General features: G+C 68.2%; 21 protein-coding genes. 12 read left to right on the top strand and 9 right to left on the bottom strand.

The features are described from left to right. Window positions 1–3 precede the first annotated feature (3 nt). Genes P7V53_RS15540 through accB form a run of 9 tightly spaced genes read right to left on the bottom strand, consistent with a single transcriptional unit; the run spans window position 4 to window position 10,677 of the window. Window positions 4–1,800 carry an acyl-CoA dehydrogenase gene (locus P7V53_RS15540; RefSeq protein ID WP_280156372.1) on the bottom strand — a complete coding sequence of 599 codons (1,797 nt, stop codon included), beginning with the start codon at window positions 1,798–1,800 and terminating at the stop codon, window positions 4–6. A gap of 18 nt (window positions 1,801–1,818) precedes the next feature. Continuing rightward, window positions 1,819–2,631, bottom strand: a complete 813-nt coding sequence (locus P7V53_RS15545) for an enoyl-CoA hydratase-related protein (protein ID WP_280156373.1) — start codon at window positions 2,629–2,631, stop codon at window positions 1,819–1,821. 1 nt (window position 2,632) lies between these two features. Further along, window positions 2,633–3,805, bottom strand: a complete 1,173-nt coding sequence (locus P7V53_RS15550; protein WP_280156374.1) for a thiolase — start codon at window positions 3,803–3,805, stop codon at window positions 2,633–2,635. 1 nt (window position 3,806) lies between these two features. After that, on the bottom strand, window positions 3,807–5,351 hold the full coding sequence (locus tag P7V53_RS15555; RefSeq protein WP_280156375.1) for an AMP-binding protein: 1,545 nt from the start codon (window positions 5,349–5,351) through the stop codon (window positions 3,807–3,809). Between the two features lie 25 nt (window positions 5,352–5,376). Next, entirely contained in the window at window positions 5,377–5,796 is a 420-nt protein-coding gene (locus P7V53_RS15560; protein ID WP_280156376.1) for a Zn-ribbon domain-containing OB-fold protein, read from the bottom strand. 10 nt (window positions 5,797–5,806) lie between these two features. Further along, entirely contained in the window at window positions 5,807–7,306 is a 1,500-nt protein-coding gene (locus tag P7V53_RS15565; RefSeq protein WP_280156377.1) for a carboxylase, read from the bottom strand. A gap of 4 nt (window positions 7,307–7,310) precedes the next feature. Then, window positions 7,311–8,747 (bottom strand): hypothetical protein, encoded by a 1,437-nt coding sequence (locus P7V53_RS15570; RefSeq protein WP_280156378.1) that lies wholly within the window; start codon window positions 8,745–8,747, stop codon window positions 7,311–7,313. Then, window positions 8,744–10,183 carry an acetyl-CoA carboxylase biotin carboxylase subunit gene (gene accC, locus P7V53_RS15575; protein WP_280156379.1) on the bottom strand — a complete coding sequence of 480 codons (1,440 nt, stop codon included), beginning with the start codon at window positions 10,181–10,183 and terminating at the stop codon, window positions 8,744–8,746. The genes P7V53_RS15570 and accC overlap by 4 nt, the downstream gene beginning before the upstream one ends. A 2-nt stretch (window positions 10,184–10,185) precedes the next feature. Continuing rightward, the gene (gene accB, locus P7V53_RS15580; protein ID WP_280156380.1) at window positions 10,186–10,677 is read right to left on the bottom strand and encodes an acetyl-CoA carboxylase biotin carboxyl carrier protein; all 492 of its coding nucleotides are present in this window, start codon (window positions 10,675–10,677) and stop codon (window positions 10,186–10,188) included. Between the two features lie 159 nt (window positions 10,678–10,836). On the opposite strand from accB, the gene P7V53_RS15585 reads away from it, so the two are divergent. The 12 genes from P7V53_RS15585 (at window position 10,837) to P7V53_RS15640 (ending at window position 25,053) form a co-directional block, all read left to right on the top strand. Then, window positions 10,837–11,061, top strand: coding sequence for a biotin/lipoyl-binding carrier protein (locus tag P7V53_RS15585; RefSeq protein ID WP_280156381.1), 225 nt, complete (start codon window positions 10,837–10,839; stop codon window positions 11,059–11,061). A 5-nt stretch (window positions 11,062–11,066) separates the two neighbouring features. Then, a complete protein-coding gene (locus tag P7V53_RS15590) occupies window positions 11,067–11,735 on the top strand; it encodes a GntR family transcriptional regulator (RefSeq protein WP_280156382.1) in 669 nt (222 codons plus the stop codon). 17 nt (window positions 11,736–11,752) lie between these two features. Continuing rightward, the gene (locus P7V53_RS15595; protein ID WP_280156383.1) at window positions 11,753–13,330 is read left to right on the top strand and encodes an AMP-binding protein; all 1,578 of its coding nucleotides are present in this window, start codon (window positions 11,753–11,755) and stop codon (window positions 13,328–13,330) included. Continuing rightward, a complete protein-coding gene (locus P7V53_RS15600; RefSeq protein WP_280156384.1) occupies window positions 13,327–14,922 on the top strand; it encodes a carboxyl transferase domain-containing protein in 1,596 nt (531 codons plus the stop codon). The genes P7V53_RS15595 and P7V53_RS15600 overlap by 4 nt, the downstream gene beginning before the upstream one ends. Window positions 14,923–14,937: 15 nt before the next feature. Beyond that, window positions 14,938–16,479, top strand: coding sequence for a carboxyl transferase domain-containing protein (locus P7V53_RS15605; RefSeq protein WP_280156385.1), 1,542 nt, complete (start codon window positions 14,938–14,940; stop codon window positions 16,477–16,479). A 47-nt stretch (window positions 16,480–16,526) separates the two neighbouring features. After that, window positions 16,527–17,840, top strand: a complete 1,314-nt coding sequence (locus tag P7V53_RS15610) for an MFS transporter (RefSeq protein ID WP_280156386.1) — start codon at window positions 16,527–16,529, stop codon at window positions 17,838–17,840. Further along, window positions 17,837–18,865: a putative sulfate exporter family transporter gene (locus P7V53_RS15615; RefSeq protein WP_280156387.1), complete on the top strand. Its 1,029-nt coding sequence runs from the start codon at window positions 17,837–17,839 to the stop codon at window positions 18,863–18,865. The genes P7V53_RS15610 and P7V53_RS15615 overlap by 4 nt, the downstream gene beginning before the upstream one ends. 45 nt (window positions 18,866–18,910) lie before the next feature. After that, the gene (locus P7V53_RS15620; RefSeq protein ID WP_280156388.1) at window positions 18,911–19,897 is read left to right on the top strand and encodes a tripartite tricarboxylate transporter substrate binding protein; all 987 of its coding nucleotides are present in this window, start codon (window positions 18,911–18,913) and stop codon (window positions 19,895–19,897) included. A gap of 9 nt (window positions 19,898–19,906) precedes the next feature. Next, complete coding sequence (locus tag P7V53_RS15625; RefSeq protein ID WP_280156389.1) at window positions 19,907–21,619, top strand: alpha/beta fold hydrolase; 1,713 nt, start codon at window positions 19,907–19,909, stop codon at window positions 21,617–21,619. 5 nt (window positions 21,620–21,624) lie between these two features. Beyond that, the gene (gene phaZ / locus P7V53_RS15630; RefSeq protein WP_280156527.1) at window positions 21,625–22,494 is read left to right on the top strand and encodes a poly(3-hydroxyalkanoate) depolymerase; all 870 of its coding nucleotides are present in this window, start codon (window positions 21,625–21,627) and stop codon (window positions 22,492–22,494) included. After that, entirely contained in the window at window positions 22,475–23,116 is a 642-nt protein-coding gene (locus P7V53_RS15635) for a carbonic anhydrase (RefSeq protein ID WP_280156390.1), read from the top strand. The genes phaZ and P7V53_RS15635 overlap by 20 nt, the downstream gene beginning before the upstream one ends. A 248-nt stretch (window positions 23,117–23,364) precedes the next feature. Continuing rightward, window positions 23,365–25,053 (top strand): site-specific integrase, encoded by a 1,689-nt coding sequence (locus P7V53_RS15640; protein WP_280156391.1) that lies wholly within the window; start codon window positions 23,365–23,367, stop codon window positions 25,051–25,053. The last annotated feature ends 3 nt before the right edge of the window (window positions 25,054–25,056 follow it).

Genomic DNA, 25,056 nt, shown 5'->3' on the forward strand with positions numbered 1-25,056 from the left:
CGTTCAGAACTGATCGTCCTCGATCGCCAGCGCGCTGTCGGCGCCGTGCACGACCGTGTGGGCCAGTCCCGGCGCACGCGCGAGCACATGGTCCGCGTAGAAGCTGGCCGTCTCGAGCTTGGCGCGAAAGAAGGCCGCATCACCGACACGCTCGCGCAGCCGCCGATGCGAGACGAGCGCCGCGCGCGCCATCTGCCAGCCGCCGGCGACGATGCCCAGCAACTCCATGAAGGGCACGGCGCCGACCGAGGGCCTCTTCGCATCGCTGGCGTAGCTGTCGACGATGAAGCGCACTGCCTGTTCGACCGCGGCGATGCCGGCGCGCAGCGGCGCTTCGATCGCAGCGAGCCGCTCATCGTCCTCGCGTGACAGCTGGCCCTGCACATCGCGTATCTGCTCGATCACCGCGCGGATCGCGACGGCGCCATCGCGCGCGATCTTGCGCCCGATCAGGTCGGCCGCCTGGATGCCGGTCGTGCCTTCGTAGATCGTGGTGATGCGGGCATCACGCAGGTGCTGCGCGGCGCCGGTCTCTTCGATGAAGCCCATGCCGCCATGGACCTGCACGCCGAGCGATGCGATGTCGATGGCGCTCTCGGTGCTCCAGCCCTTGACGACCGGAATCATCAGGTCGACGAAGGCCTGGCTGCGCGAACGCTCGGCGGCATCGGCATGGCACCGCGCGGTGTCCATCGCTGCTGCCACCACGCAGGCCACTGCGCGCATCGCTTCGGTCCGCGACTTCATCAGCATGAGCATGCGCCGCACATCGGGGTGGCGAATGATCGCGACCTTGCCACGGCCGTTGCCGCCGATCTCCACACCCTGGGTGCGATCGCGTGCATAGGCCAGCGCTCGCTGGTATGCGCGCTCAGCCAGCCCGACACCCTGGAGCCCGACAGAGAACCGCGCCGCGTTCATCATGATGAACATGGTCTCCAGACCGCGGTTCTCCTCGCCGACCAGCCAGCCGACCGCACCTTCGTTGTCGCCGAACGCCAGAACAGCCGTTGGGCTGGCGTGGATGCCGAGCTTGTGCTCGATCGAGACGCAGCGCACGTCATTGCGACGGCCGAGGCTGCCGTCTGCCTCCACGAGGAACTTCGGCACCACGAACAGCGAGATGCCCTTGACGCCCTCGGGCGCGTCGGGCGTGCGTGCCAGCACGAGGTGCACGATGTTCTCGGTGAGGTCATGCTCGCCGTAGGTGATGAAGATCTTCTGGCCGTGCACGCGGTAGCTGCCGTCGGCCTGCGGAACGGCACGCGTTCGCACCGCCGACAGATCCGAGCCGGCCTGCGGCTCGGTCAGATTCATCGTGCCGGTCCACTCGCCGCTGACCATCTTCGGCAGGTAGGTCTGCTTCAGAGCGTCCGAGCCGCGCAGCTCCAGCGCCTCGATCGCGCCGTGGTTCAGCATCGGGCACAGGGCGAAGGACATGTTGGCGGCGTTCCACATTTCCTCGACCAGTGCCGAGACCAGGCTGGGCACGCCCTGGCCCCCGTGCGCGGGATCGCACGACAGCGCGTTCCAGCCGCCGTCGACGAACTGCCGATAGGCCTCCTTCCAACCGCCGGCCGTGGAGACCTCGCCGTCCTTCCAGCGTGCGCCTTCGCGGTCGCCGCTGCCGTTGATCGGCGACAGCACGCCGCCGGCGAACTTGCCGGCTTCCTCGAGGATCGCGTCTGCAAGGTCCAACGTGACCTCTTCGCAGCCGGGCAACGCGGCCACTTGTTCGAGGGGTGCAAGCTCGCGCAGCACGAACTGCATGTCGCGAAGGGGAGCGATGTATTCACTCATGGGGTGTTTACTTTCGATTCAACGTGTATGGGGTTCGTCACTCGGGCGTTTCACGAAATTCGGTTTCCTCTTGTCGGCCCAAGCCTGGACGCCCTCCGTGGCCGCAGCGGTGGCGTCCATCGGATCGCGCAGGGTGCGTGACAGCTTCATGGCCGATTGCAGGTCCAGGTCGTCGCTTCTGAGAATGAGCTGCTTGGCCGCGCTGACACCCTCGGGGCTGTTGGCCGCGATCTGGCGCGCGAGCCACAAGGTTTCATCCAGCAGGCGCGCATGCGGCACGACGAGCTCCGCAAAGCCGAAGGTGAAGGCCTCCCTGGCGGAGAACGTTCGGCCCGTCAGAACGACCAGGTTCGCGCGACCGCGGCCCACCAGCCTCGGGAGTCGCACAGGGCCACCCGCGCCCGGGAACGCGCCGACCTTGCTCACTTCGGGCAACGAAAAAGTGGCTTGGTCCGAAGCGACCCGGATGTCGCAGGCCAGCGCAAGCTCGAAAGAGCCGGCGATCGCAGGGCCGTTGACCATGGCGATCACGGGCGCGCGGAACGCCTCGATCAGCTCGATGAATCGCAACACGGTGTCGCGCGCCTTCTGCGTTTGCTCGGGCGCGAGGAGGGCTCTTTCCTTCAGGTCCGCGCCCGCACCGAAAGCCGAGCCTTCACCCGTGACGATGAGCACCCGGAGATCGCGCTTGTCCTTCAGGCTGATCAGGCAGGCTTCGAGGTCGTCTGCCATTTCCGCGTTGATCGCGTTGCGGTGCCCCGGCCGGTTCATCGTCAGGACGCTGACGTGCGGATCCAGGTCCGTGACGCTGACTGTGTTCCAGCTGCTCATGCTAGGCCGCCGTGCCCAGAACCATGACCATGTAGGCCGACATCACGAGTCCGCCGGCCTGCAGCAGGCAGTTGCGCGCACCCTGCACCTGGCGCTCCCCGCATTCCCCGCGCAACTGGCGCACCGACTCGATCATCAGCGGCATGCCGAACATGCCGCCGTGGTTGAAAGACAGGCCGCCGCCCGAGGTGTTCATCGGGAATTCCCCGCCCGGCGCGACGCGTCCGCCTTGCACGAAGGCGCCGCTCTCGCCGCGGCCGCAGAAGCCCAGTTGCTCCAGGCCGATCAGCACGTTGATCGTGAATGCGTCGTAGATCTGCACGAGGTCGATGTCGTCACGGCGCAGGTCGGCACGCTCCAGCGCCAGCCGCCCCATGTCGGCGAGCACGCCGTTGTCGATCCAGTCGTCGGTGCCGAATGGCGTGGCGTGCTGGAGGTAGCGTTCGGCGAAGCCTTGCACCAGCACAGGCGGGCGGCGCAAATCGCGTGCGCGGTCGGCCCGCACCAGCACCACGGCGCCGGCGCTGTCGGTGACCTGGCAGATGTCGAGCTTGCGCAGCGGGTCGGCGACCAGCGGGGAGGCGAGGTAGTCCGCCATCGTCAGCGGCGCTTGGGCAACGGCGTTCGGGTTGAGCTGCGCCCAGCGCCGCGCCGCCAGCGCGACTTCGCCCAGGTCCTCTGCGCGCGTGCCGTGACGCTGCATGTGCAGGCGCGCCAGCATCGCGTAGAAGCCGATCGGACTCAGCATGCCATACGGGGCGACGAACTGGCCTGCCGGCATGCGGGCATCCTGGGCGTGACCCCCGCGCGAGCGGCTGCGGTCCAGGCGCTGCGTGCTGCCGTAGGTGATCAGCGCCACGTCGCACAGGCCGGCCTCCATCGCGGCCATCGCGTGAGCAACATGCGTGAGGTTCGATTGCCCGCCGACGACGGTGCTGTCGACATAGCGCGGGTGGAGCCCCATGTACTCGGTGACCAGCAGCCCCGCCGCGCGGTCGTCCCAGTGCGCGAACACGGCGTCGATGTCGGCGGCCCTCAGCCCCGCGTCGAGGATCGCCTGCCGCGCGGCTTCGCATTGCAGCGACAAGGCGGTGTCGCCCGGCTGTGCCTTGCCCATGCCCGCTTCGCCGACGCCGGCGATGGCGTAGCGTCCGCCCAGATCCTTGGGGTCCATGTCAGGCCCGCGCCGATGCGGCCGTGAGTTGCGCGCGCACGTCCTTCTTCAGCACCTTGCCGACCGGGCTGCGCGGGAGCGTGGGCCAGAACTCGACCTGCTTCGGCGTCTTCAGGCTGCCGAAGCGCTTGCGGCACAGGTCGACGATCTCGTCTGCCGTCGCGCTGCAGCCGGGCTTGAGCTCGATCACCGCGGTCAGGCGCTCGCCCCAGTCGGCGTCGGGGATGCCGACCACGGCGCAGTCCTGCACCGCGGGGTGCCCCCAGATCACCTGCTCGATCTCGCTCGGGTAGATGTTGAATCCGCCGGAGATGACCATGTCCTTCTTGCGATCGACGATGTACAGGTAGCCGTTCTCGTCGAACACGCCGATGTCGCCGGTGTGGTGCCAGCCGAAGGCGCGCGCCTCGGCGGTGGCCTGCGGGTTGTTGTAGTAGCCGGGCGAAACCAGGTCGCCGCGGGCGACGATCTCGCCGCGCTCGCCGGTGGGCACGATGTTGCCGTCGTCGTCCATCAGCGCCACCTCACAGGCACCGGAAGGGCGGCCGGCGGAGGCGAGGTGCTTGTCGAGGTCGGCGTCGTTGTGCACGAAGTGGTCCTTGCGCGACAGGCAGGTGATGACCCCGGGCACCTCCGACTGGCCGTAGCTCTGCATGAACACCTGGCCCCAGCGGGCGAGGCCCTCGCGCAGCTTGTCGACCGACATCGGCGCGGCGCCGTACAGCACGTACTCGAGCGACGAGCAGTCGCGCGTCGCCACATCGGGATGGGCGAGCAGGCGGTAGATCATCGTGGGCGGCAGGAAGATGTGCGTCACCCGCTCGCGCTCGATCGCCTCCAGGATCACGCCCGGGTCGGCAGACGGGGCGATCACGTTGCGCGCGCCGAAGCGTGCCAGCGCGACCATCGTCGCGCCTGCCGCATGCGTGAGCGGCGCGACGACCAGGTGCACCGGGTCCTTGCGCGGCGGCGTGAACTGGTTGGCGATGCGGTACGCCGTCTCGAGCGATCGGTGGCTCTGCATGATGGCCTTCGGACGGCCGGTGGTGCCGCCGGACGACTTGATGAGCGCGATGTCGTCGGGTTCACGCCGCACGGTCACGCGTTCGCCGGCAAAGTCCTTGAGCCATTGCACGATGCAGTGGCCGTTGCGTTCCAGCGGTTCGGTCAAACCGATGACGCGCTTGAGGGTCGGAATCTCGCTCTTCAGGCGTTCGAGATGCGGGGCGTACTGCTCGTGGCAGATCAACACCGCGACCTCGCAGAACTTGGCGAACCAGACGATGTCCTCGATGGGATCGCGCGCATTGAGCGGCACGAAGACGGCGCCGCTGCGCATCACGCCCAGCATCGCCGGCAACACCATCGGGTGGTTGGGCGAGAGCACGGCCACATGGGTGCCGGGCTTCACGTCGCGCACCAGGGCGGCGGCGACGGCGTGTGACGCGTCGGCCGCTTCACGGTAGCTGAGCCGCACGTCGCCGCCTTGGACGAAGGTGCGGTCCGGAAATGCCGTGGCGCCGGCGTCGAATGAATCGATGATCATGTTGTCTCCAATGTCTGTAGTGGGGTCAAGCGCCGTCCGCGAGCCGGAACATCGGCAGCGCGATCTCGTCGCTGATGCGTTCGAAGCACACCTGCACCCGCGCGCCGACGGAAAGGCGATCGAGGTCCGAATCGACGACGCCTGCCAGCAGGCGCACGCCCTCGTCGAGCTCGACCATCGCGATCGCATACGGCACGCGCGACTCGAACGCGGGATGCGCAGCGACGTGGCACACCGTGTAGGTGTAGACCCGTCCGCGGCCGCTGGCCTGCACCCACTCGATCTGGTCGGACAGGCATTGGGTGCAAAAGGGGCGCGGATAGAACTGGTGCCGCGCGCAGGCGGGGCAGTGCTGGATCTCGAGCCGGCCTTCGAGCGCCGCGCGCCAATAGCGCGCGGTCTCGGCGGTGGCGATCGGCTGCGGTCTCGTGGGTGATGCGTTCACGGGGTGATCCTCAGTTCGCACTCAGCGAGAAGCCGCGGCCCGACACCTGCACCCGGGCCTTGCGGCGGCGCTTGGCCAGGTCGGCCACGAGGTCGACGACCGGGTGGTGGACGCTGAAGCTGTCGCCCGTCGCCGTCGGCCCGAGGCCGTCGATCTTCTCGTCGCCATACATGTAGCGCAGCAGCAGCTCGTCGTCGCCGAGGTTCTTGTAGCGCTGGCGCAGCTTCGGCAGCACCGGGGCCAGGACGGGCGGGGTCATGGCGACATCCTGCGAGCCATTCGTCAGGATCCGATCCTTGACGTTCGGATCGACCGGCAGCGGCAGGGTGCCGAAATAGCCGCAGACGTACTTCTTCACTTCGTCCGGCACCACCTTGTAGCGCTCGCCGTTGAGCACGTTCATCACCGCCTGCGCCGAGACGATGGCGGGATAGGGCGTGACCATGATCGGCGAGCCGAGCTCCACACGCACCCTCCCGATCTCTTCCAGCACCGCAGGCAGCTTGTCGGCGATGCCGGCGAGCTTGAGTTGCGACTCGAGATTGCTCATTGCGCCGCCCGCGTACTGGGTGATGTAGTGACTGGGCTCGTACTCGGCGGGCACGCCGACCGGTTGGCGCTCCCGTTCGGCCAGCGCGCCGAGGTATCCGCCCACCTCGTCGAGCAGCGCGTCGTCCACCACCACGTCGAAGCCGATCTCGCGCAGGTTGCGCGCGATCATCTGGCTGGCCGGCAGCGAGTTGCCGTTGGCCATCGGGTCCACGGCCGTCAGGATGCTGTCGGCGCCATGCACCGCAGCCTCGATCGCGAGCCACGGGCCGAGGCCGGTCAGACAGTGCGTGTTGAATTCGAGGCGCTTGTTGCCGATCGCCTGCTTCATCGCCGGCACGAGCGTGCGCACCCGATCGATCGTGAGAATGCCCGCTGCATCGGCGAGCGTGACGGTCTGCACGCCGAAACGCTCCACGGCTTCACGAGCCTTGCTCGCGTACAGGGCATCGTCATAGCCGGGGGCGATGTTGTAGCCGAGCAGGAGGGTCACGTCGGCGCCGAGCCGGCGCGCCGTGGCGATGCTGGAGGCGAGGTTGTCGTTGCACAGCAGGGCATCGAAGAGGCCGATCTCCCGGATGCCGTTGGCGATCTGCCGCTCGACGAAGAGGTCGGTGACGTCATCGGCCACCGGGGAGAAGCCGCGCATCAGGTTGCTGCGGATGGCGGCGCGCAGCGGGGTGCGGGTCATCCGCTCGCGCAGCAGGCGGATGCGCTCGAACGGGTCCTGGTTCAGGAACAGCACGCTCGCATCGAACTGGACCAGCGCGATCGCCTGGATCGAGACGAAGCCGGCCCTGTCCATGCGCTCTGCGATCGGCAGCATGTCCTCGGTGCGCATGCGGGTGGCCCACAGGCATTGCTGCCCGTCGCGCAAGGTGTCGTCGGTGAGGTGGATCGTGCGGCGCTTGCCGGTGCGCGCGGTTTCCGCGGCGACGAGTTGTCTGAGATGGTCGAGCATGGCTTCAGCCCTCCGTGCCTTGAATTTCGATCGCGACGCCCGGGCCGGTCACGCCGAGCTGCGCGTAGCGCGCGGCGCGTGACGTGAGCCCGGCGAGCAGTGCGTCCGCTGGTGTCGTGGGGACATAGCGCAGCGCTTCGGGCGAAGCCGGCGCGGGCAGCGCTTCGGGCGCGACGCCGCAGGCCTGCGCGATCACCAGCGCGACGTCGCTCGCCACCGGCGGCGCTGCTGATGGCGACGGCGTCTTCGGCAATGCACCGACCCGTTGCGCCAGCCGGGCATCGACCGGGCCCGACGTCGCGCCGTGGACCTGCTGCAAGGCTCGGCGCACGCCAGGCCGGATCTCGGCATAGCAGGCCATCCCCTGCAGATGCATCAGCGCCTGTTCGGCAATCGGCCGCGCAAAGGGGGCCAGCATCGGCGGCGCGCCGACGTCGCTGCGCACACGGGCGCACTCGTTGGCGAATTCGTGCAGCCTGTGCGTCAGCCCCAGATCGGCCAGCCGTTGCATGGCCTGCGCCGCCACGTCACCAGGCAGCTGGTGCGCGTAGGGCGCGAGGTCGAAGACCCAGGCGCGGGCGCCCTCGAAGCCGTGGCGATCGGCCATCTCGGCGAGCAGCCGGTCGGCTTCACCGACGGCGTGCAGGCGCTGCTTGCTGACCGGTGCACCCAAGGCCAGCAGCCGCAGCGACTTCAGCAGCGTGCCGAGCGCCGGCACCGACGCGCCGTTGGCCAGGGGCGCGAACGCGGTGTCGAGGCCGTCGATGCCGATGCGAACCGCTTCCAACGCGACCATCGGACCGAGCGCCGTCTGGCAGCGCAGGTGCAGATCGAGCGGCGTCGTGAGTAGCCCGGCTCGCAGTGCAGGCAGCAGGGTGGCCAGCCGGTCCGTGGTCAGCAAGCCCGCCTCGTCGCGCAGCATCACGCGGGTGGCGCCTGCCTCGGCCAAAGCGGAGGCCTGGGCCCGCAACTCATCGTCGCTGCGCTCCGGCATGAACGGCAGCGCAGCGATCGTCGTCAGGCCGAGCGCCTTGGCCGCCTTCAGCACCGGTGCGATGCGATCGATCGCCAGCAGCGGGTCGATCAGCACGATCTCGGAAACGCCACGCTGCGCCAACTCGCGCAGCCACAGCGTCGCCACTTCTGTCGTGATCACGTCGCAGCCGCGCTTGCCGTGCTCCGTCAACAGCGACACCGCCGCGCGCAGCGCGACGCCGGGGCAGCGTTCGCGCAGCAGCTCGATGCGCTGCCAGGGGTTCTCCCCACGCGCCACGCATTGCTGCAGTGTGGCCGGTGAGGCGACCTCGATCGCCGCGGGACCGGTGGCGGCCAGTCGGGTGGCGACGGCCAGCATCATCGGCGTCGTCATGCCGCCGGCCCAGCGTGCGCTCTGGCCGTCCGTCAGGCTGACGTCGGTGTAGCGCATTGCCGCCGCGCTCATGGCTGCACCCCTGCGGCAGCCTGTGCATTCTTGGCCGCCTTCTGCGTCGCCTTGCGCTGCGGCAGGAAGGTCTCTTCGACCCAGCGTGTCGTCACGCGGCCGTTCACGAAGTCCTCGTGGGCGAGCACCGAGTCATGGAACGGTGCCGTCGTGGTCGGCCCTTCGACGTGCAGCCCGGCGAGGGCTTTGCGCATCCGCGCGATGGCTTGCTCGCGCGTGGCCGCGTGCACGATCAGCTTGCCGAGCAGCGAGTCGTAGTAGGGCGGCACGGTGTAGCCGGAATAGCAGTGCGAATCGACGCGCACGCCCTCGCCGGTGGGCACCTCCCAGCGCGAGATCAGCCCCGGGCGCGGCAGGAAGTTCCGGTCCGGGTCCTCGGCGTTGATGCGGCATTCGATCGAGTGGCCCTGCAGCCGCACGTCGGCCTGCGTGAACGACAGCGGCAGTCCGGCCGCGACGCGGATCTGCTCGGCCACCAGGTCGAAGCCGGTGATCATCTCGGTCACCGGGTGCTCGACCTGGATGCGCGTGTTCATCTCGAGGAAGAAGTAGCGGTTGTCGCGCTGGTCGACCACGAACTCGATCGTTCCGGCGCCGCAGTAGTCGGCGTTGCGCGTCAGGCTCACCGCGCACTCGCCCATGGCGCGGCGCATGGCCTCATCGACGGCGGGCGAGGGCGCCTCCTCGATCAGCTTCTGGTGGCGTCGCTGCGTGGAGCACTCGCGCTCGCCCAGGTAGACCACGTTGCCGTGGGCGTCGGCCATCACCTGGATCTCGATGTGGCGCGCGTGCTCGATGAACTTCTCCATGTACAGCGTGGCGTCGCCGAACGCGGACTTCGCTTCGTTGGCGGCCGAGCTCATCAGCGATTCGAGCTCGCTTTCGTCGCGGACGATGCGCATGCCGCGGCCGCCGCCGCCGGCGGTCGCCTTGATGAGCACCGGGTAGCCGATCTCGGCACCGACGCGCTGCGCATGCGCCACGTCGGTCAGGGCGCCCGAGCCCGGCACGCGGGGGACTCCGGCCTTCTCGGCCAGGCTGACCGCGGTGATCTTGTCGCCCATCGCGTCGATGGCGGCGGCGGAGGGGCCGACGAACACCAGCCCAGCCTCGACGCAGGCGCGCACGAACGACGAGCGCTCCGACAGGAAGCCGTAGCCGGGGTGCACCGCGTCGCAGCCACTCGAAAGTGCCGCGTCGACGATCTTGTCGGCGCGCAGATAGCTTTCCGAGGCGAGCGGCGGGCCGAGCACGATCACCTGGTCGGCCATCTTCGCGGCGAGCGTGTCGGTGTCGGCTTCGGAGACGCCGACGACCGCTTCGATGCCCAGGCTGTGGCAGGCGCGGATGACTCGGACGGCGATTTCGCCCCGATTGGCCACGAAGAGACGCCGGATGTCGCGCTTCGCGACGGGAGTGGGGTTATTCCTGCTCATGGTCAGGCCTCCTTCGACGGGTTGATCAGAAGGACGATCTGGTCGTGCTGCACCGGCTTGCCGTTGTCGACCAGGATGCGCTCGACCGTGCCCGCGACCCCCGCCTTGACCGAATTGAACATCTTCATCACCTCGACCAGGCACACCGTGTCGCCGGCCTGCACCGCGCCGCCCACGGTCACGAAAGCCGGCTGATCCGGGCTCGGGCGCAGATAGAAGGTGCCGACCATCGGAGCGCGCACCGCGACCAGGCCCTCGGGCACCTCTTGAAGGACTTCCGGCGCGGCCGCCGGGGCAGCCGCAACGGCGGCTTGGGCGGGCTCGACCGACCGGGCAGCCGGCGTCTGCGGCGCCCGTTCAGGCGCGAAAGACGAGGCTCCGGGCTTGCGGGCGTGGAGCTCGAACTCGCCGACCGTGACGTCCAGGGATTCGAGGTGTTCGGCGCTGTCGAGGATCTCGAGGATGCGCCGGACGTCGGCATGGGAAAGGGACATGGCTTGTCTCCGGTTGAGCGGAAGTCTCCGCCTCTGGGCGCAGCCCCTCGGCTGCAATGACTTCATTAAAACATGAGCAAAAGAAGATTGTCAACAATCACAATGTCGAGTATAGTGCATTCAATCCGGCGCGGGTCGGAGTTACATCAAGGACCAAACATGACGACGCAGACGATTCGATCCGAGATCACCGGAACGGTGTGGAAGGTCGTGGTGCAAGAGGGTGGGGCGCTGGAGGCCGACGACACCATCATGATTCTCGAATCCATGAAGATGGAGATCCCGGTCGTGGCGCCCGAAGCCGGGCGGGTGGTCAGGTTCCTCGTCGCCGAAGGCGCCGCGGTGCGCGAGGGCCAGGAAGTGGCGGTCTTCGAAGAGGAATGACTGCCGTGAAGCCACCGAGCCGCCAGTTGCTGACGCTGCCCGAGCAGATTGCCGAGCGCATCTTCGCGGCCATCGCGAGCGGCGAGTACGCGCCGGGCGATCGCATCCGCGAGGAGACGCTGACCGAGCAGTACGAGGTCAGCCGCGGGCCGGTGCGCGAGGCGCTGCGCATCCTGGAAAAGGACTCGGTCGTGCGCATCCTGCCCAACCGGGGCGCCCACGTGACGCAGCTCTCCATCAAGGAGGTCGGCGACCTCTTCGAGATTCGCCGCTACCTCGTCGGCGCGATGGTGCGGCGCCTGTCCCCCCGCGACGACACCGTCATCGGCCTGATCGACGTCGAGGTGCGCGAGCTCGAAGCCTTGGCGAGGGAGCCCGGCGTGAACGACGCCTACCTCGCATGCAGCTTCCGGCTCAGCCGCCTGCTCGCAGATGCCTCGGGCAACGAGCGGCTCGCCGAGATCCTGGGGTCGCTCGCGCGGCAGACGCGGCGCTACTCGGCGCTCGGGCTGGCGACCGCGGCGCGGCGCAAGGCATCGGCACGCACCTGGCGCGCGATGCTGGATGCGCTGAAGGCCGGCGACGCCGACGCGGCGGCTGCCGCGATCGAAACCCTCATCGACGCTTCACGAGATGAAGCGGTCAGGCAGCTGCAGGCGGCAGCGACCCATTGAACCAAGGACTTCCTCCCATGAGCTCCAACCGAATCGCAGGGCACGCCCTGTCCTGGGCCGCGGCGCAGTTCCGCGACCGGCCCGCCGTCGTGTTCCGCGACCGCAGCTTCAGCTACACGCAGATCGAGCGACGCAGCAACCGGCTCGCCAACGCGCTCATCGGGCTGGGCCTGCCCCCGGGTGATCGCCTCGCCGTCCTGCTCAACAACTCGGTGGAAAGCATCGAGAGCCAGTTCGGCGCGGAGAAGGCGGCGCAGGGCTACGTCGCGCTGAACGCACGCCACACCTTGCGCGAGCAGGCCGCAATCCTCAACGACGCCGAAGCGTCCGTGCTCATCGCCGGGGTGGAATTCCGCGACCTGGCGCTGCAAGTGCGGCCGCTCGTGCCCTCGCTGCGCCACGTGATCGGCGTGGGTTGGCATGACGACGGCGTGCTCGGATACGACGCGCTGCTGGAGAAGGCGGCAGACGGGTTCCCTCACCTCAAGGTGAGCGCCGACCTGCTGCTGCGCATCGCCTACACCTCGGGCACGACCGGCAAGCCGAAGGGCGTCGCCTACAGCATCGAACGCTGGGAAGCGCGCCTCGCGAACCACTTCAGCGCCATGGAGTACGCCCTGGGCGTCGACGACGCGATGCTGCACGTGGGGCCGCTCACGCACGCCGCCGGCGTGCACCTGCTGCCGTGCTACCTGCGCGGAGCGCGCAACATCGTCGCCGACAAGTTCGATCCCGAGCAGGTGCTTGCGCAGATCGCCAGCGATCGCATCACGCAGCTCATGGTCGTGCCCACCATGCTGAGCCGCCTGCTGGAGGCCTTGGCCGCCAACCCCGACGCCGACGTGTCCTCCCTGCGGCGCGTGCACTACGGCACCGCGCCGACACCGACCAACCTGGTCCATGAGGCGCTGCAGCGGCTCGGCCCGATCCTGCGTCAGCAGTACGGCATGACCGAGGCCGTCCAGCCGCTGTGCGTGCTCTACCCGCACGAGCATCTGCAGGACGGCCAGCCTTCGACGCGCATCACGTCGTGCGGCAAGCCGGTGATGGACGTCGAGATCACGATCCGTGACGCCGACGGCCGCGCGCTGCGGACCGGCGAGGTGGGCGAGATCGCCATCGCGCACCGCGGCATCGGCGAAGTGGCCTTCTGGCGCCGGCCCGACCTCGAGAGCGAAGCCATCCGCGACGGCTGGTACTACAGCGGCGACCTGGGTCGCTTCGACGACGAAGGCTTTCTCTACATCGTCGGACGCAACAAGGACATGATGATCAGCGGCGGCTTCAACGTCTACGCGCGCGAGGTCGAAGACGCGCTGCACACTCACCCGGCCGTCGCCGAGGTGGCCGTGCTCGGCCTGCCCGACGCCGAGTGGGGCGAGGTGATCGCCGCGTTCGTCGTCTGCAAACCCGGTCAGGCAACCGATGCCGATGCGCTCGCACGGCATTGCAGCGAACTGATCGCCGGCTACAAGAAGCCGCGCGTCATCGAGTTCGTCGACGCACTGCCGCGCAACCACGCCGGCAAGGTGACCAAGAACGACCTGCGCGACGCCTGGCTCGCGCGCCATACCGAAGGAGCGACCTCCAAATGAATGCGACACAGACAGCCGCCCCCGTGGCGGGCGAGTGGGCCGAGGACCTGGACGAGCTGGCACAGCGCCGCGCGATCGCGCATGCGCTGGGCGGCGAGGAGCCGGTGGCGCGCCATCACGCGCAGGGCAAGCTGACGGCGCGTGAACGCATCGCCCACCTGCTCGACGAAGGGAGCTTCAACGAGATCGGCGTGCTGGCCGGCGCGGTCAAGTACGGGCCGGATCGCAAGCGCCAGGACTTCACGCCCAGCAACGCCGTCGTCGGCGTCGGCAAAATCGCCGAGCGGCGCACCGTGGTCGCGTCCGACGACTTCACGATCCGCGCCGGCTCGTCCGAGGGGTCGGTGTCGGAGAAGTGGATCTTCGCCGACCGCTATGCCTGGGAGTACAAGCTGCCGATCGTGCGCATGGTCGACAGCGCCGGCGGCAGCGTCAAGCTGCTCGACAAGCTGGGCCACACCAAGATCCCCGGCTATGCGATGTTGCCGATGACGCAACTGCTCGGCGCCGTGCCGGTCGTCGGCATCGCGCTCGGCGCCTGCGCGGGCCTGGGCGCGCTGCGGGTCGGCGCCGCCCACCTTGCCATCATGGTTCGCGGCAAGAGCCAGGTCTTTGCCGGCGGGCCGCCGGTCGTGAAACAGGCGCTCGGAATCGAGATCGACAAGGAGGCGCTCGGCGGCTACGACGCCATGCACCGTTACAGCGGCGTGGTGGGCCTGGCCGTCGATACCGAAGAAGAGGCGCTGCAGGCCACGCGGCGCTTCCTCTCGTACCTGCCGGGCAACGTGTGGGAACAGCCGCCGCGCGTGCCCTGCGAAGATCCGCCGCAGCGCTGCGACGAATGGCTCAACCGGGCGATCCCGGCCGACAAACGCAAGATTTTCCAGCCGCGCAAGATCCTGAAGGCGATCTTCGATGAAGGCTCGCTGTTCGAGATCGCGCCCGACTTCGGCGGCTCGACCGTCACCTGCCTGGCCCGGTTGAACGGCCACGCGGTGGGCGTGATGACGAACAACCCGATGGTGATGGGCGGCGCGTTGACGCGCTCCGCGGCGTTGAAGATGGCGCGCTTCGTCGACTTGTGCGACACGTTCCACCTGCCGATCGTCAACCTGGCCGACCAGCCGGGCGTGATGACCGGCCCCGACGCCGAACGCGAAGGCACGATGGGGGCCGCATTGCAGGCGTTGCACGCGATCGAGCAGTCCGGCGTGCCGTGGCTGGCGATCGTGCTGCGGCGTTGCGTGGGCCTGGCCGGCGCCATGCTGAGCCCGTGGCACGGGCCTTCGGGAACCGCATTGCCGAACCGCTATGCATGGCCGTCGGCGCGCTGGGGCTCGATCCCCATCGAGGGCGGTGTCGCCGCGGCGTTCAAGAAGGACATCGCCGCGGCCGCCGACCCGGTCGCGAAACGGCTGGACCTCGAGGCGCACTACCACGCGATCGCGTCGCCGCTGCGCACGGCCGAGCGTTTCGGCGTGCTCGACATCATCGAACCCGCGACGACGCGGCCGCTGCTGTGCGCCTGGGTCGAAGACGCCTACCGGGCGACGAGCCGCCGGCTCGGCCCCGTCGGCCGCACGATGCGCTGAGCCGAGAGCATGCACATGAACGCCACTTATGAAGAGCAACGCGCCGAGCTCGACGCGCGTGTCAGCGTCGCCCTCGCGATGGGCGGCGAAGCCAAGCTCGCCCAGCGCCGCGCCGGCGGCAACCTGAATGCCCGCGAGCGCATCGACCAGCTTCTGGACCCCGGCTCGTTCAGCGAGACCGGCATGCTGGCGGTGTCGGTCCTGCCCGCCGACCGCGAGACCTCGCCGGCCGACGCCAAGATCACCGGCACCGGTCGCATCGAGGGGCGGCGCGTGGCCGTGGTGTCGAACGACATGACGGTCAAGGGTGCGTCGTCGTCGGCCGTCAACATGCGCAAGATCGGCCGTCTCAAGGAGACCGCCACCCGCAACGGCATGCCGTTGATCTTCCTCGGCGAGTCGAGCGGCTCGCGGGTGCCGGACAGCCTGGGCGCGGAGGCGATGGCCGCCGCGGGCCAGGACCCGCAGCAGTACTGCCGGCGCCGCGAGACGCCTTGGGTCAGCGCCGTGCTCGGTCCCTGCCTGGGCTCGTCGACCTGGTACACCTGCCTCTCCGATTTCGTGGTGATGCGCAAGGGTGCGTTCCTCGCGGTGTCCAGCGCCCGTGTCACATCGCTGGCGATCGGTGAGGCCGTGGACCCTGAAGAGCTCGGCGGCTGGAAGCTGCACGCCGAGCAGACCGGGCTGGTGGACATGGTGGTCGACAGCGACGCGGAGGCGCTCGCGGCGATTCGCCGGTTCCTCAGCTACCTGCCGTCGCACGCGGGTGAGCGCCCCCCCAGCCAACCGGCAGCCGAGGCGATTGCGCCTGACGGGGACAAACTCCTCGAGCTCGTGCCATCCGCGCGCAGCAAGACCTACGACATGCGCAAGGTGATCGCCGGCATCGTCGATGGCGGAAGCTTCCTCAACCTGAAGGATCGCTTCGGGCGCGCCGCCGTGACCGGCCTGGCGCGGCTGAACGGCGAAAGCGTGGGCATCGTCGCGTCCAACCCGATGTTCAAGGGCGGCGCGATGGACCCCGAGGCCTGTCGCAAGGTCACGTCGTTTCTCGTGATGTGCGACTCGTTCAACATCCCGATCGTCTTCCTGGTCGACACGCCCGGCTTTCTCGTCGGCATCGAGGGCGAACGCAAAGCGGCGCCGGCGCACATCATGAACATGATCCACGCCGTGCAGCTGTGCAGCGTGCCCAAGCTGTCGGTGATCGTGCGCAAGAGCTACGGCCAGGCCTACATCAACATGGGTGGCGGCCGCAACAGCGACGAGGTGGCGGCCTGGACCAGCGCCGACGCCAGCTTCATGGATCCGCAGATCGGGGTCAGCGTGCTGCACGGCATCAAGCGCGAGGACGACCCCGAGCGCTTCGATCGGCTGAAGGCCGAATTGGCGCGCGACACCTCGGCCTACGCCCTGGCCGGCGCTTTCGGGGTGCAGTCGGTGATCGCGCCGCAGCAGACGCGGGCTTGGCTGATCGATGCACTGGCCACGCATCGCCGCGAGCGCAACGGCGGCATCGGCGAGCACGAGATGCGCTCGTGGCCGACCTACATCTGAACTCGCCTCGACCTCGAAACCCGTTCGCCACACCTTCAGGACCCGCCATGAACCAGACCCTGACGGCAGTCGCCGTCCCCACGCTCCCTCCCGCCCGCACGTCGCGTGTCTACGCCTGGGCAGTATTCGCGCTGACCTTCGGCCTGATGCTGTCCGACTACCTGTCGCGCCAGGTGATCGGCGCCGTCTTCCCGTCCATCAAGGCCGAGTGGGCGCTGTCGGACTCGCAGCTCGGGATGCTCGTGAGCGTGGTCTCGTTCGTCGTCGGCCTGCTGTCGGTGCCGATCTCGCTGGTCGCGGACCGGTGGGGCCGGGTGAAGAGCATCACGCTGATGGCCTTCATGTGGTGCCTCGCGACCGTCGTTTGCGGCCTGGCGCAGAACTATGCGCAACTGCTGGGGTCGCGGATGTTCGTCGGCCTCGGCGAGGCCGCCTACGGAGCCGCGGGGGCCGCGTTGCTGGCGCATGTGTTTCCGGCCCGGCAGCGCGCCGCGGTGCTCGGCGCATTCCTGTCGGCAAGTCTGTTCGGTTCGGTGCTCGGTGTGGTGATCGGGGGCGCGGTCGCGGCCCAATACGGCTGGCGGATGGCGTTCTTCGCCGTGGGTGCCCCCGGCCTCCTGCTGGCGCTGGTCTATCCCTTCGTCGTGCGCGACTACAAGACGGTCCCCCTGGCCACCGAGGGCGAGGGCGGCGCTGCGTCCAAACGATCGGGCATCGGCCAGGTCGCGCGCGCAGTGTTTGCCGCACGGTCGGGCAACTACACGTTTCTCGCGAGCGGACTGCAGATGGCGATGCCCGCGATGCTCATCGCCTGGCTTCCGACGTACCTCGGCCGCTACCACCACATGGACGTGAAGCAGGGCGCGCTTATGACCGGCGCGGCGGTCATGGCTTCGGGCATCGGCATGATCTTCGGAGGCGGGCTGGCCGACCGGCTGAGCGCTTCTCGCCCGCGCCGCCGGGCACTGGTGCCGGCCGCCTATTCGGTGCTGTCGGCGCTGATCCTGATCACTGCCTTCGCGCTGCCGCCCGGACCGCTGGGGCTGGGCCTAATCTTCCTCGGCGCGTTGTTCGCCGCCGCGCACGGCGGTTGTTCGGGGGCCATCGTCTGCGATGTCACCCATCCGGGCGTGCGCGCGACGGTGACGGCTACGATGGCATTGGCCAACAACCTGATCGGCCTCGCGCCGGGCCCGCTCCTCGTCGGCTTGCTCTCGGATCTGTTCGGATTGAAGCTCGCACTGACGCTGACGCCGGTGATGGCGCTGGCGGCGGCCGTCTGCTTCGTGCTCGCATCGCGCAGCTACGAATCGGATGCGGCACGCCATCCGGCAAAGGGTGCGCAAGGAGCATCCGCATGAACCTCGCCTCGACGTTGACCGGCTGGCGTGCGCCCGCGAGCACGAACTTCCATGGCGTCTTCATGTCCGGGGTGGTGGCGGTTGCCGCCATGTCGCTGGCCGAGCACTACCGCGCATCGGCGATGCTGTTCGCCCTGTTGCTCGGCATGGCCATGAACTTCCTGTCGACCGAGGGCCGGTGCGTCCCGGGCATCCGGTTCTCGGCCAGCACGCTGCTGCGCATCGGCGTCGCGCTGCTGGGCGTGCGGATCACGCTGGGGCAGATCACGGCGCTGGGCGCATGGCCGATCGCGATGGTCGTGCTCTCGGTGGCGCTGACCATCGGCTTCGGCATCGTGCTGGCGCGCCTGCTGGGCTATCGAAACCGGTTCGGTGTGCTGACCGGCGGCGCGGTGGGCATCTGCGGCGCCTCGGCGGCCATGGCGATCGCCGCGGTGATGCCCGCGAGTGCCGAGGACAACGTGAAGGAGCGCGCCACCATCTTCACGGTCATCGGGGTCAGCACGCTGTCCACGGTCGCGATGGTGATCTATCCGCTCATCGTGACGCCGCTCGGCTTCGGCGCCGACCACGCCGGCGTCTTCCTGGGCGGCACGATCCACGACGTGGCGCAGGTGATCGGCGCGGGCTACGGCATGTCGAAGGAGACCGGCGACGTCGCGACGATCGTGAAGCTGCTGCGCGTTGCGATGCTGCTGCCGGTGATCCTCGTCATCACGTTGTCGTACCGCAAGCGCCATGTCGCCGGGGCATCCGGTGCGCCGAAGCCACCTTTGCTCCCCTGGTTCGTGGTGGCGTTCGCGCTGCTCGTCGCCATCAACAGCACCGGCCTGATTCCCGCAGGGCTGCAGCAGGCACTGCAGACGCTGTCGACCTGGCTGCTGGTGATTGCCATGTCGGCGATCGGCATGAAGACGAACCTGAAGGACGTCGCCACGGTGGGATTCAAGCCGATCCTGCTGATGCTGAGCGAGACCGTCTTTCTGGCCATCCTTGTCGTCGCATTCCTGTTCCTCGCCCGCTGAAGAAGCGCGCTCGCCAATCCACACCACTGAAGACTGGAGCTGCACATGACTTCCCTTTCTCACCGCCGCCAGTTCGGCGCCACCCTGGCTGCCGCTGTCGCCTTGCTGTCCGCTCCTGCCGCGTTCGCGCAGGCCACGTCCGACAAGGTCTTGCGCATCATCGCGGCCGGGCCGCCCGGCGGCAGCCTCGACGTCGTGTCGCGCCTGCTGGCCGATGGCCTGCAGAAGGAGCTGAACCAGACTGTGGTCGTCGAATCGAAGCCCGGTGCCGGCGGCGCGCTGGCGGTCGGCGACCTCATGCAAGCGCCGCGCGACGGCAACACGGTGGTCGTCTCGCTCGACGCAATGGTCAGCGAGATCCCCCATGCCGTGAAGCTGCGCATCGACATGTCCAAGGAGGTCAAGCCGCTCGCCGAGCTGGCGCGCGGCGGACTCGTCATGGTGGGCAATCCGACGGTGCCGGCGAAGAACCTCGCCGAGGTGATCGCCTATGTAAAGGCCAATCCGGGCAAGGTGAGCTACGCCTCCTACAGCGCCGGGACGGTGTCGCATGTGATGGGCCTGCAACTGAACAAGGTCGCCGGAATCGACATGGCGCACGTCGCTTACAAGGGCTCGCCCCCGGCGCTCATCGACGTGGTGGGTGGCCACGTGCCGCTGACGTTCACAGGAATACCGAACGCGCTTCCGCTTCTCAAGGCCGGCAAGGTCGTGCCCTACGCCGTCAGCCTGCCCCAGCGTTCGCCGCTGCTGCCCGATGTGCCGACGTTCAGCGAGCTCGGCTATCCGCAGCTCGAGGCGACGCCGTGGGTCGGCCTGTTCGTCACGCCCGATGTGCCCGCCGCGGCACAGACCCGGCTGCGCGAAGCCGCCGTGAAAGTCATGGCCCTGCCGGCAACGCGCCAGCGCCTGACGGAGATCGGCTTCGACCCGGCCCAGCCGCGGACGCCGGACGAGTTGACGAAGCAGTTGCGCGCCGACTACGACCGCATCGGCGCCGTGCTGAAGTCGATCAACTTCAAGCCCGAGTGAGCAACGGTCATGAGCAAACCCTCTATGCGACGCGGTACCACTGTGGACGGCCAGGAGCTGGCCGTCCGCGCCGCGCAGAACACGATCGCCGCCAATCCGCTGCTTGGGATTCGGGCCGCCGACCTGAAGCTCGCGGCCCGCGCGCTGCTGAAGGGCGCTGCCGGCCAGCCCAAGCTTTTCGCACGCCACCTCGCGAACTACGCCGGGGAATTGGTCGACGTGGCCCGCGGCACCTCGGTGATTCAGGCCGACCCCAAGGACAAGCGCTTTGCCGATCCCGCCTGGCAAAGCAGCTTCCTCTACCGGCGGGTGCTGCAGGCCTACACCTCCACCGGGCAGGGGCTCGCCCGGTTCATCGACGCCACGGACCTCAGTGCGATCGACAAGGATCGCGCGCGCTTTCTGACTTCATTGATCGTCGATGGCATGGCGCCCAGCAACACGGTGCTGGGAAATCCCGCAGCGCTCAAGAAGATGGTGGACACCGGCGGCCTCAGCTTGGTCAAGGGCCTGCAGAACCTGGTCGACGACGTGCGCCACAACGGCATGCTGCCCTCGCAGGTGGACAGCACGCCGTTCGAGCTGGGCCGCAACGTTGCCGCGACGCCGGGCGCCGTGGTCTTTCGCAACGAGGTGCTCGAGCTGATCCAGTACGCGCCGACCACCGCGAAGGTCTACAAGCGCCCGCTCGTGGTCTGCCCCCCGCAGATCAACAAGTTCTACGCGATCGACCTGTCGCGCGAGAAGAGCCTCGTGCAGTGGATTCTCGACAGCGAGGTTCAGTTGTTCGCGGTGAGCTGGCGCAACCCGACCACGAAGCAGCGCGACTGGAACCTGGATACCTATGTCGCGGCACTCGACGAGGCCGTCGATGCAGCGCGCCAGATCACCGGCAGCCCCGACGTGAATCTGTGGGGCAACTGCTCGGGCGGCATCACGATGGCGAGCTACCTCGGCTGGCTGGCCGCCCGTGGCCAGCGCAAGGTCGCCAGCGCGGTAGCGGCCGTGTGCGTGCTCGACATGTCGACCACCGAGCACACGACGGTGGGCCTGTTCACCACACCGGCGACCGTCAAGGCAGCGAAGGCGGTGTCACGCGAACGTGGCGTCGTCAGCGGTCGCGAAATGGCGCGCATGTTCGCGTGGCTGCGGCCGAACGACCTGATCTGGAACTACTGGGTCAACAACTATCTGCTCGGCAACAAGCCGCCGGCCTTCGACATCCTGCACTGGAACGCAGACACCACGCGCCTGCCGGCCGGCCTGCACGCCGACTACCTCGACCTCATCGAAAGCAACCCGTTCCTCAACGCCGACGCGCTGACGGTCTGCGGCATGCCCATCGACATGGGCAAGGTGAACGTGGACGCCTACGTCGTGGGCGGCATCACCGACCACATCACGCCATGGCAGGGCTGTCACGGGACGGCGCGCATCTATGGCAGCGACACGACCTTCGTGCTGGCGAACTCGGGGCACCTGCAAAGCCTGATCAACCCGCCGACGAATCCGAAGGCGTTCTTCCTTACGGGCAAGGCCGGCGAAGCAGCGCCCGATGCGTGGGCCGAGCAAGCGACTCGCCACGAGGGAAGCTGGTGGCCGCACTGGCGCGCCTGGATCGGCAAGCACTCGGGCGCAAAGGTGGCGGCGCGGGCGAAACTGGGCAGCCGCAAGCACCCGGCGGGCGATGCGGCACCCGGGGCCTACGTGAGGGAGCCGTGAACGCGATGATCGGCAACGCAGCGCGGCTGAGCGGGGTGCGGGTCGACTGCGCCAGCGGCCTGCACATCGGCAGCCTGCACATCGGGCGCCAGCGTCTGCGCGTCGGCATCCGGCCGGCGAGCCCGTCGAAGTCCGAAGGGAAGCCGCCGCTGCTGCTCTTCAACGGCATCGGTGCGAACATGGAGCTGACCGCGCCGTTGCTGCACGAGCTCACCGAGCGTGAAGCGATCGTCTTCGATGCGCCCGGCGCGGGTGCTTCGCCGGCGCCGCTGTTGCCGTACCGGATGTGGCAACTCGCGCGGCTCGCACGGCGTGTGCTCGATGCACTGGGCTATGGCGTGGTCGATGTGTTCGGCGTGTCGTGGGGCGGCGGCGTGGCCCAGCAATTCGCGGCGCAATATCCGGGACGTTGCCGCCGCCTGGTGCTGGCTGCCACCGCGATGGGCGCGGTCATGCTGCCGGGCAAGCCCTCGGCGCTGTGGCAGATGATCAGCCCGCGTCGCTACTGGGACAAGAACCATTTGCGCCGGATCGCGCCGCAGATCTACGGTGGTGATCTGCGCCATGACCGCGAGGCGTTGCGCGGGCACGTGCAGGCCATGCGTGGCGGCACCACCTACGGCTACGCGCTGCAGTTGCTGGCGATGCTGGGCTGGACCAGCTTGCCGCTGCTGTGGCGGATTCGCCAGCCGACGCTGGTGCTGGCCGGCAGCGACGACCCGCTGGTGCCGCTGGCCAATGGGCGCTGGCTGGCGCGACTGCTGCGAGAGGGTCGACTCGAAGTGATCGATTGCGGCCATCTGTTTCTGGTGACCCGCTCGGCGCGCATTGCGCGCTCGATCGAAGATTTCCTTGATGAAGAAAGGTCGGTGTGAAGTGACCAAAGGACAGGAAGCATTGCAGCGCTTGCGCGAAGGAAACGAGCGCTACGTCACGGAGGCGAGCGGCGGGGAGGCATTCCTGCGGCGCATGCGACGCGCCAAGACCATCCTCACGCAGGAGCCGTTCGCCATCATCCTCGGCTGCTCCGACTCGCGGGTACCGGTCGAGATCGTGTTCGACCAGGACCTCGGCGACCTGTTCGTCATCCGCGTCGCCGGCAATGTGGTCACCCCTTCGCAACTCGGCAGCGTCGAGTACGCCGCCGAGCAGTTCGGCACGCGGCTGGTCGTGGTGCTGGGACACACCCACTGCGGCGCGATCCTCGGCACGCTGGAGCAACTCCGCCGGCCCACGGAGGCCCGCTCTCCGCACATGCGCTTCATTGCCAACTGCATCAGGCCGGCATTGACCGACCTGTTGGCTCCCGAACGCAGCTACGACCGGGAGACCCTGATCCGGAAAAGCATTCGAGCGAACGTGCGCCAGTCGGTCGAGCAGATGCGGCACGGCTCGAAGATCCTTGAACGCCTGATCGAGAGCGACCAGCTGCTTGTGGTGGGCGCCGAATATTCGCTGGAGACCGGGAGGGTCGAGTTCTTTGATGAGCAGCCGTAGAAGTTCTGGCCTGCCGCGGCAGCGTTTGGAATCCCCATGGAACCGTCATGCTTCACGGTCGTGTCGGCTTTCGGGCGCGGAAACGAGGCGTGCGTACGCTTGCAAAGGGTCGCTAGTTCGCGCCGAAATGTCCGACTGCGCCGCGTCGAAGGAGACATTCATCATGCCACTAGACGCTTTAGATCATGACGCTATTGCGATAAGTATTCTTATCACCATAGCAAGCTGAGGACGATAAACTGGTTCGCGTGAAAACACGCCGCAGTGCCTTCATCGCCGAGACTGCTCCGAATGGTCTGCCCGATGCCGACGAGCTTGCGGCGCTGCGCGCGTGGTACGCCGGGCTCGGAGCGCGCGAGGTGGTGGTGCGGTATCTGGGACACAAGAAGGCCTCTGGGCAGTCGGCTCGGGCGATGCTCACGGCGATTCGCCGCCAGCTGGCTCGTTTTGCACGAGAACGACATCGCGACGGCTTGGCCACGCTGTTCCTGCATCCCGGCGCCGAGCGCTTGGAGCGGGCCAGGGCGGTGCTCGGTGCCCTCGAAACGCTGCGCACGCTGCCACTTCCCGTGCCCGCCATCACTGACGCGGTAGAGCGCTGGCTGCAAGCCCGGGCAGCGGTGGCGCTGAAGCGGCAGGGCATCGCGACGCTGGCCGATCTGACGCTGCGCATTCCGCGCCGGCGGCGCTGGTGGGCCGGCATCAAGGGGCTCGGAGCCGATGGCGCCGCTCGCATCGAGGCGTTCTTTGCCGCGCATCCGGCGCTGACGGAGCGTGCGCGTGCGCTGATCACCGTGCCCCGGTCCGAGGCCGCCCCCTGGGAGCATCTTGTCGTGCCGGCGGAGGTTGACGGCTCGAAAGGGACGTTCCGTGCACCGCGCGCCACCTGTACCCTGGCTGCCGACAACGACTATGCCGCTGTGCAGGCTTGGCTGGCGCTGCAGGAATCACCGGCGACGCAGCGGGCCTATCGCAAGGAAGCAGAACGACTGATGCTCTGGGCCATCGTCGAGCGCGGCCGCGCACTGTCATCGCTGACCACCGAGGACGCGATCGCCTATCGGACCTTCTTGCGCCGGCCGGCGCCACGCGAGCGATGGATTGGACCTGCTAGGCCGCGCACATCATCGGAATGGCGCCCCTTCCAGGGAACACTCTCCGCCCGCTCGGTGGCCTACGCGCTGTCTGTCATCGGTGCGCTGTACCGCTGGTTGATCGAGCAACGTTACGTTCTGGCGAACCCGTTCGCTGGTATCAAGGTGAGGGGAGGCCAACGAGCAGCGGCGCTGGATGCGGCGCGCGGCTTCTCTCAGCATGAGTGGTCGCTCTTGCGGTCCATTGCCGATGGCATCGAGTGGACGAATGGATGGAGCGAGCCTGCCGCGCAGCGACTGCGGTTTCTGCTGGACTTCTGGCATGCCACCGGCTTGCGGCCCCATGAGATCGCCGCGGCGCGACTTGCCAACCTAAGACGCGACGATCACGGCGATGACTGGCTGCATGTGGTCGGCAAGGGCGGCAAGGCTGGCAGCGTAGCCGTGCCATTGTCGGCGTTGGCTGCCCTTGAGCGCTACCTCATGCAGCGCGCCCTGACGGTAAGCCGCTCGCGCTGGGATCCAACGACGCCGCTGTTGCCGGACCTGGGAGGTGAGGGCGGCATCACGTCCTCCCGTCTGTGGGCCGTACTGCGGCGCTTTTTCGACGAAGCGGCCACGCAACTTGCCGCCGCAAGTCCGTCCACAGCTGACAAGCTGCGACGGGCGACACCGCATTGGCTGCGACATACGCATGCCACGCACGCGCTGGCCGCTGGTGCTGAGCTCACGACGGTGCGGGACAATCTACGTCATGCCTCGGTTGCGACCACGTCGATCTACTTGCATTCCGACCAAGTCAAGCGGGCGAGACAGATGCGCGACGCGTTCCCACCCAAGTAGCGA

It is taken from the genome of Piscinibacter sp. XHJ-5 (assembly GCF_029855045.1).
Taxonomy (GTDB): domain Bacteria; phylum Pseudomonadota; class Gammaproteobacteria; order Burkholderiales; family Burkholderiaceae_C; genus Albitalea.

Bases quoted from the DNA above. Each gene is read 5' to 3' on its own strand.
- P7V53_RS15540 (WP_280156372.1), bottom strand. From the start codon at position 1,800: ATGAGTGAATACATCGCTCCCCTTCGCGACATGCAGTTCGTGCTGCGC.
- P7V53_RS15545 (WP_280156373.1), bottom strand. From the start codon at position 2,631: ATGAGCAGCTGGAACACAGTCAGCGTCACGGACCTGGATCCGCACGTC.
- P7V53_RS15550 (WP_280156374.1), bottom strand. From the start codon at position 3,805: ATGGACCCCAAGGATCTGGGCGGACGCTACGCCATCGCCGGCGTCGGC.
- P7V53_RS15555 (WP_280156375.1), bottom strand. From the start codon at position 5,351: ATGATCATCGATTCATTCGACGCCGGCGCCACGGCATTTCCGGACCGC.
- P7V53_RS15565 (WP_280156377.1), bottom strand. From the start codon at position 7,306: ATGCTCGACCATCTCAGACAACTCGTCGCCGCGGAAACCGCGCGCACC.
- P7V53_RS15570 (WP_280156378.1), bottom strand. From the start codon at position 8,747: ATGAGCGCGGCGGCAATGCGCTACACCGACGTCAGCCTGACGGACGGC.
- accC (WP_280156379.1), bottom strand. From the start codon at position 10,183: ATGAGCAGGAATAACCCCACTCCCGTCGCGAAGCGCGACATCCGGCGT.
- accB (WP_280156380.1), bottom strand. From the start codon at position 10,677: ATGTCCCTTTCCCATGCCGACGTCCGGCGCATCCTCGAGATCCTCGAC.
- P7V53_RS15585 (WP_280156381.1), top strand. From the start codon at position 10,837: ATGACGACGCAGACGATTCGATCCGAGATCACCGGAACGGTGTGGAAG.
- P7V53_RS15595 (WP_280156383.1), top strand. From the start codon at position 11,753: ATGAGCTCCAACCGAATCGCAGGGCACGCCCTGTCCTGGGCCGCGGCG.
- P7V53_RS15600 (WP_280156384.1), top strand. From the start codon at position 13,327: ATGAATGCGACACAGACAGCCGCCCCCGTGGCGGGCGAGTGGGCCGAG.
- P7V53_RS15605 (WP_280156385.1), top strand. From the start codon at position 14,938: ATGAACGCCACTTATGAAGAGCAACGCGCCGAGCTCGACGCGCGTGTC.
- P7V53_RS15610 (WP_280156386.1), top strand. From the start codon at position 16,527: ATGAACCAGACCCTGACGGCAGTCGCCGTCCCCACGCTCCCTCCCGCC.
- P7V53_RS15615 (WP_280156387.1), top strand. From the start codon at position 17,837: ATGAACCTCGCCTCGACGTTGACCGGCTGGCGTGCGCCCGCGAGCACG.
- P7V53_RS15620 (WP_280156388.1), top strand. From the start codon at position 18,911: ATGACTTCCCTTTCTCACCGCCGCCAGTTCGGCGCCACCCTGGCTGCC.
- P7V53_RS15625 (WP_280156389.1), top strand. From the start codon at position 19,907: ATGAGCAAACCCTCTATGCGACGCGGTACCACTGTGGACGGCCAGGAG.
- phaZ (WP_280156527.1), top strand. From the start codon at position 21,625: ATGATCGGCAACGCAGCGCGGCTGAGCGGGGTGCGGGTCGACTGCGCC.
- P7V53_RS15635 (WP_280156390.1), top strand. From the start codon at position 22,475: ATGAAGAAAGGTCGGTGTGAAGTGACCAAAGGACAGGAAGCATTGCAG.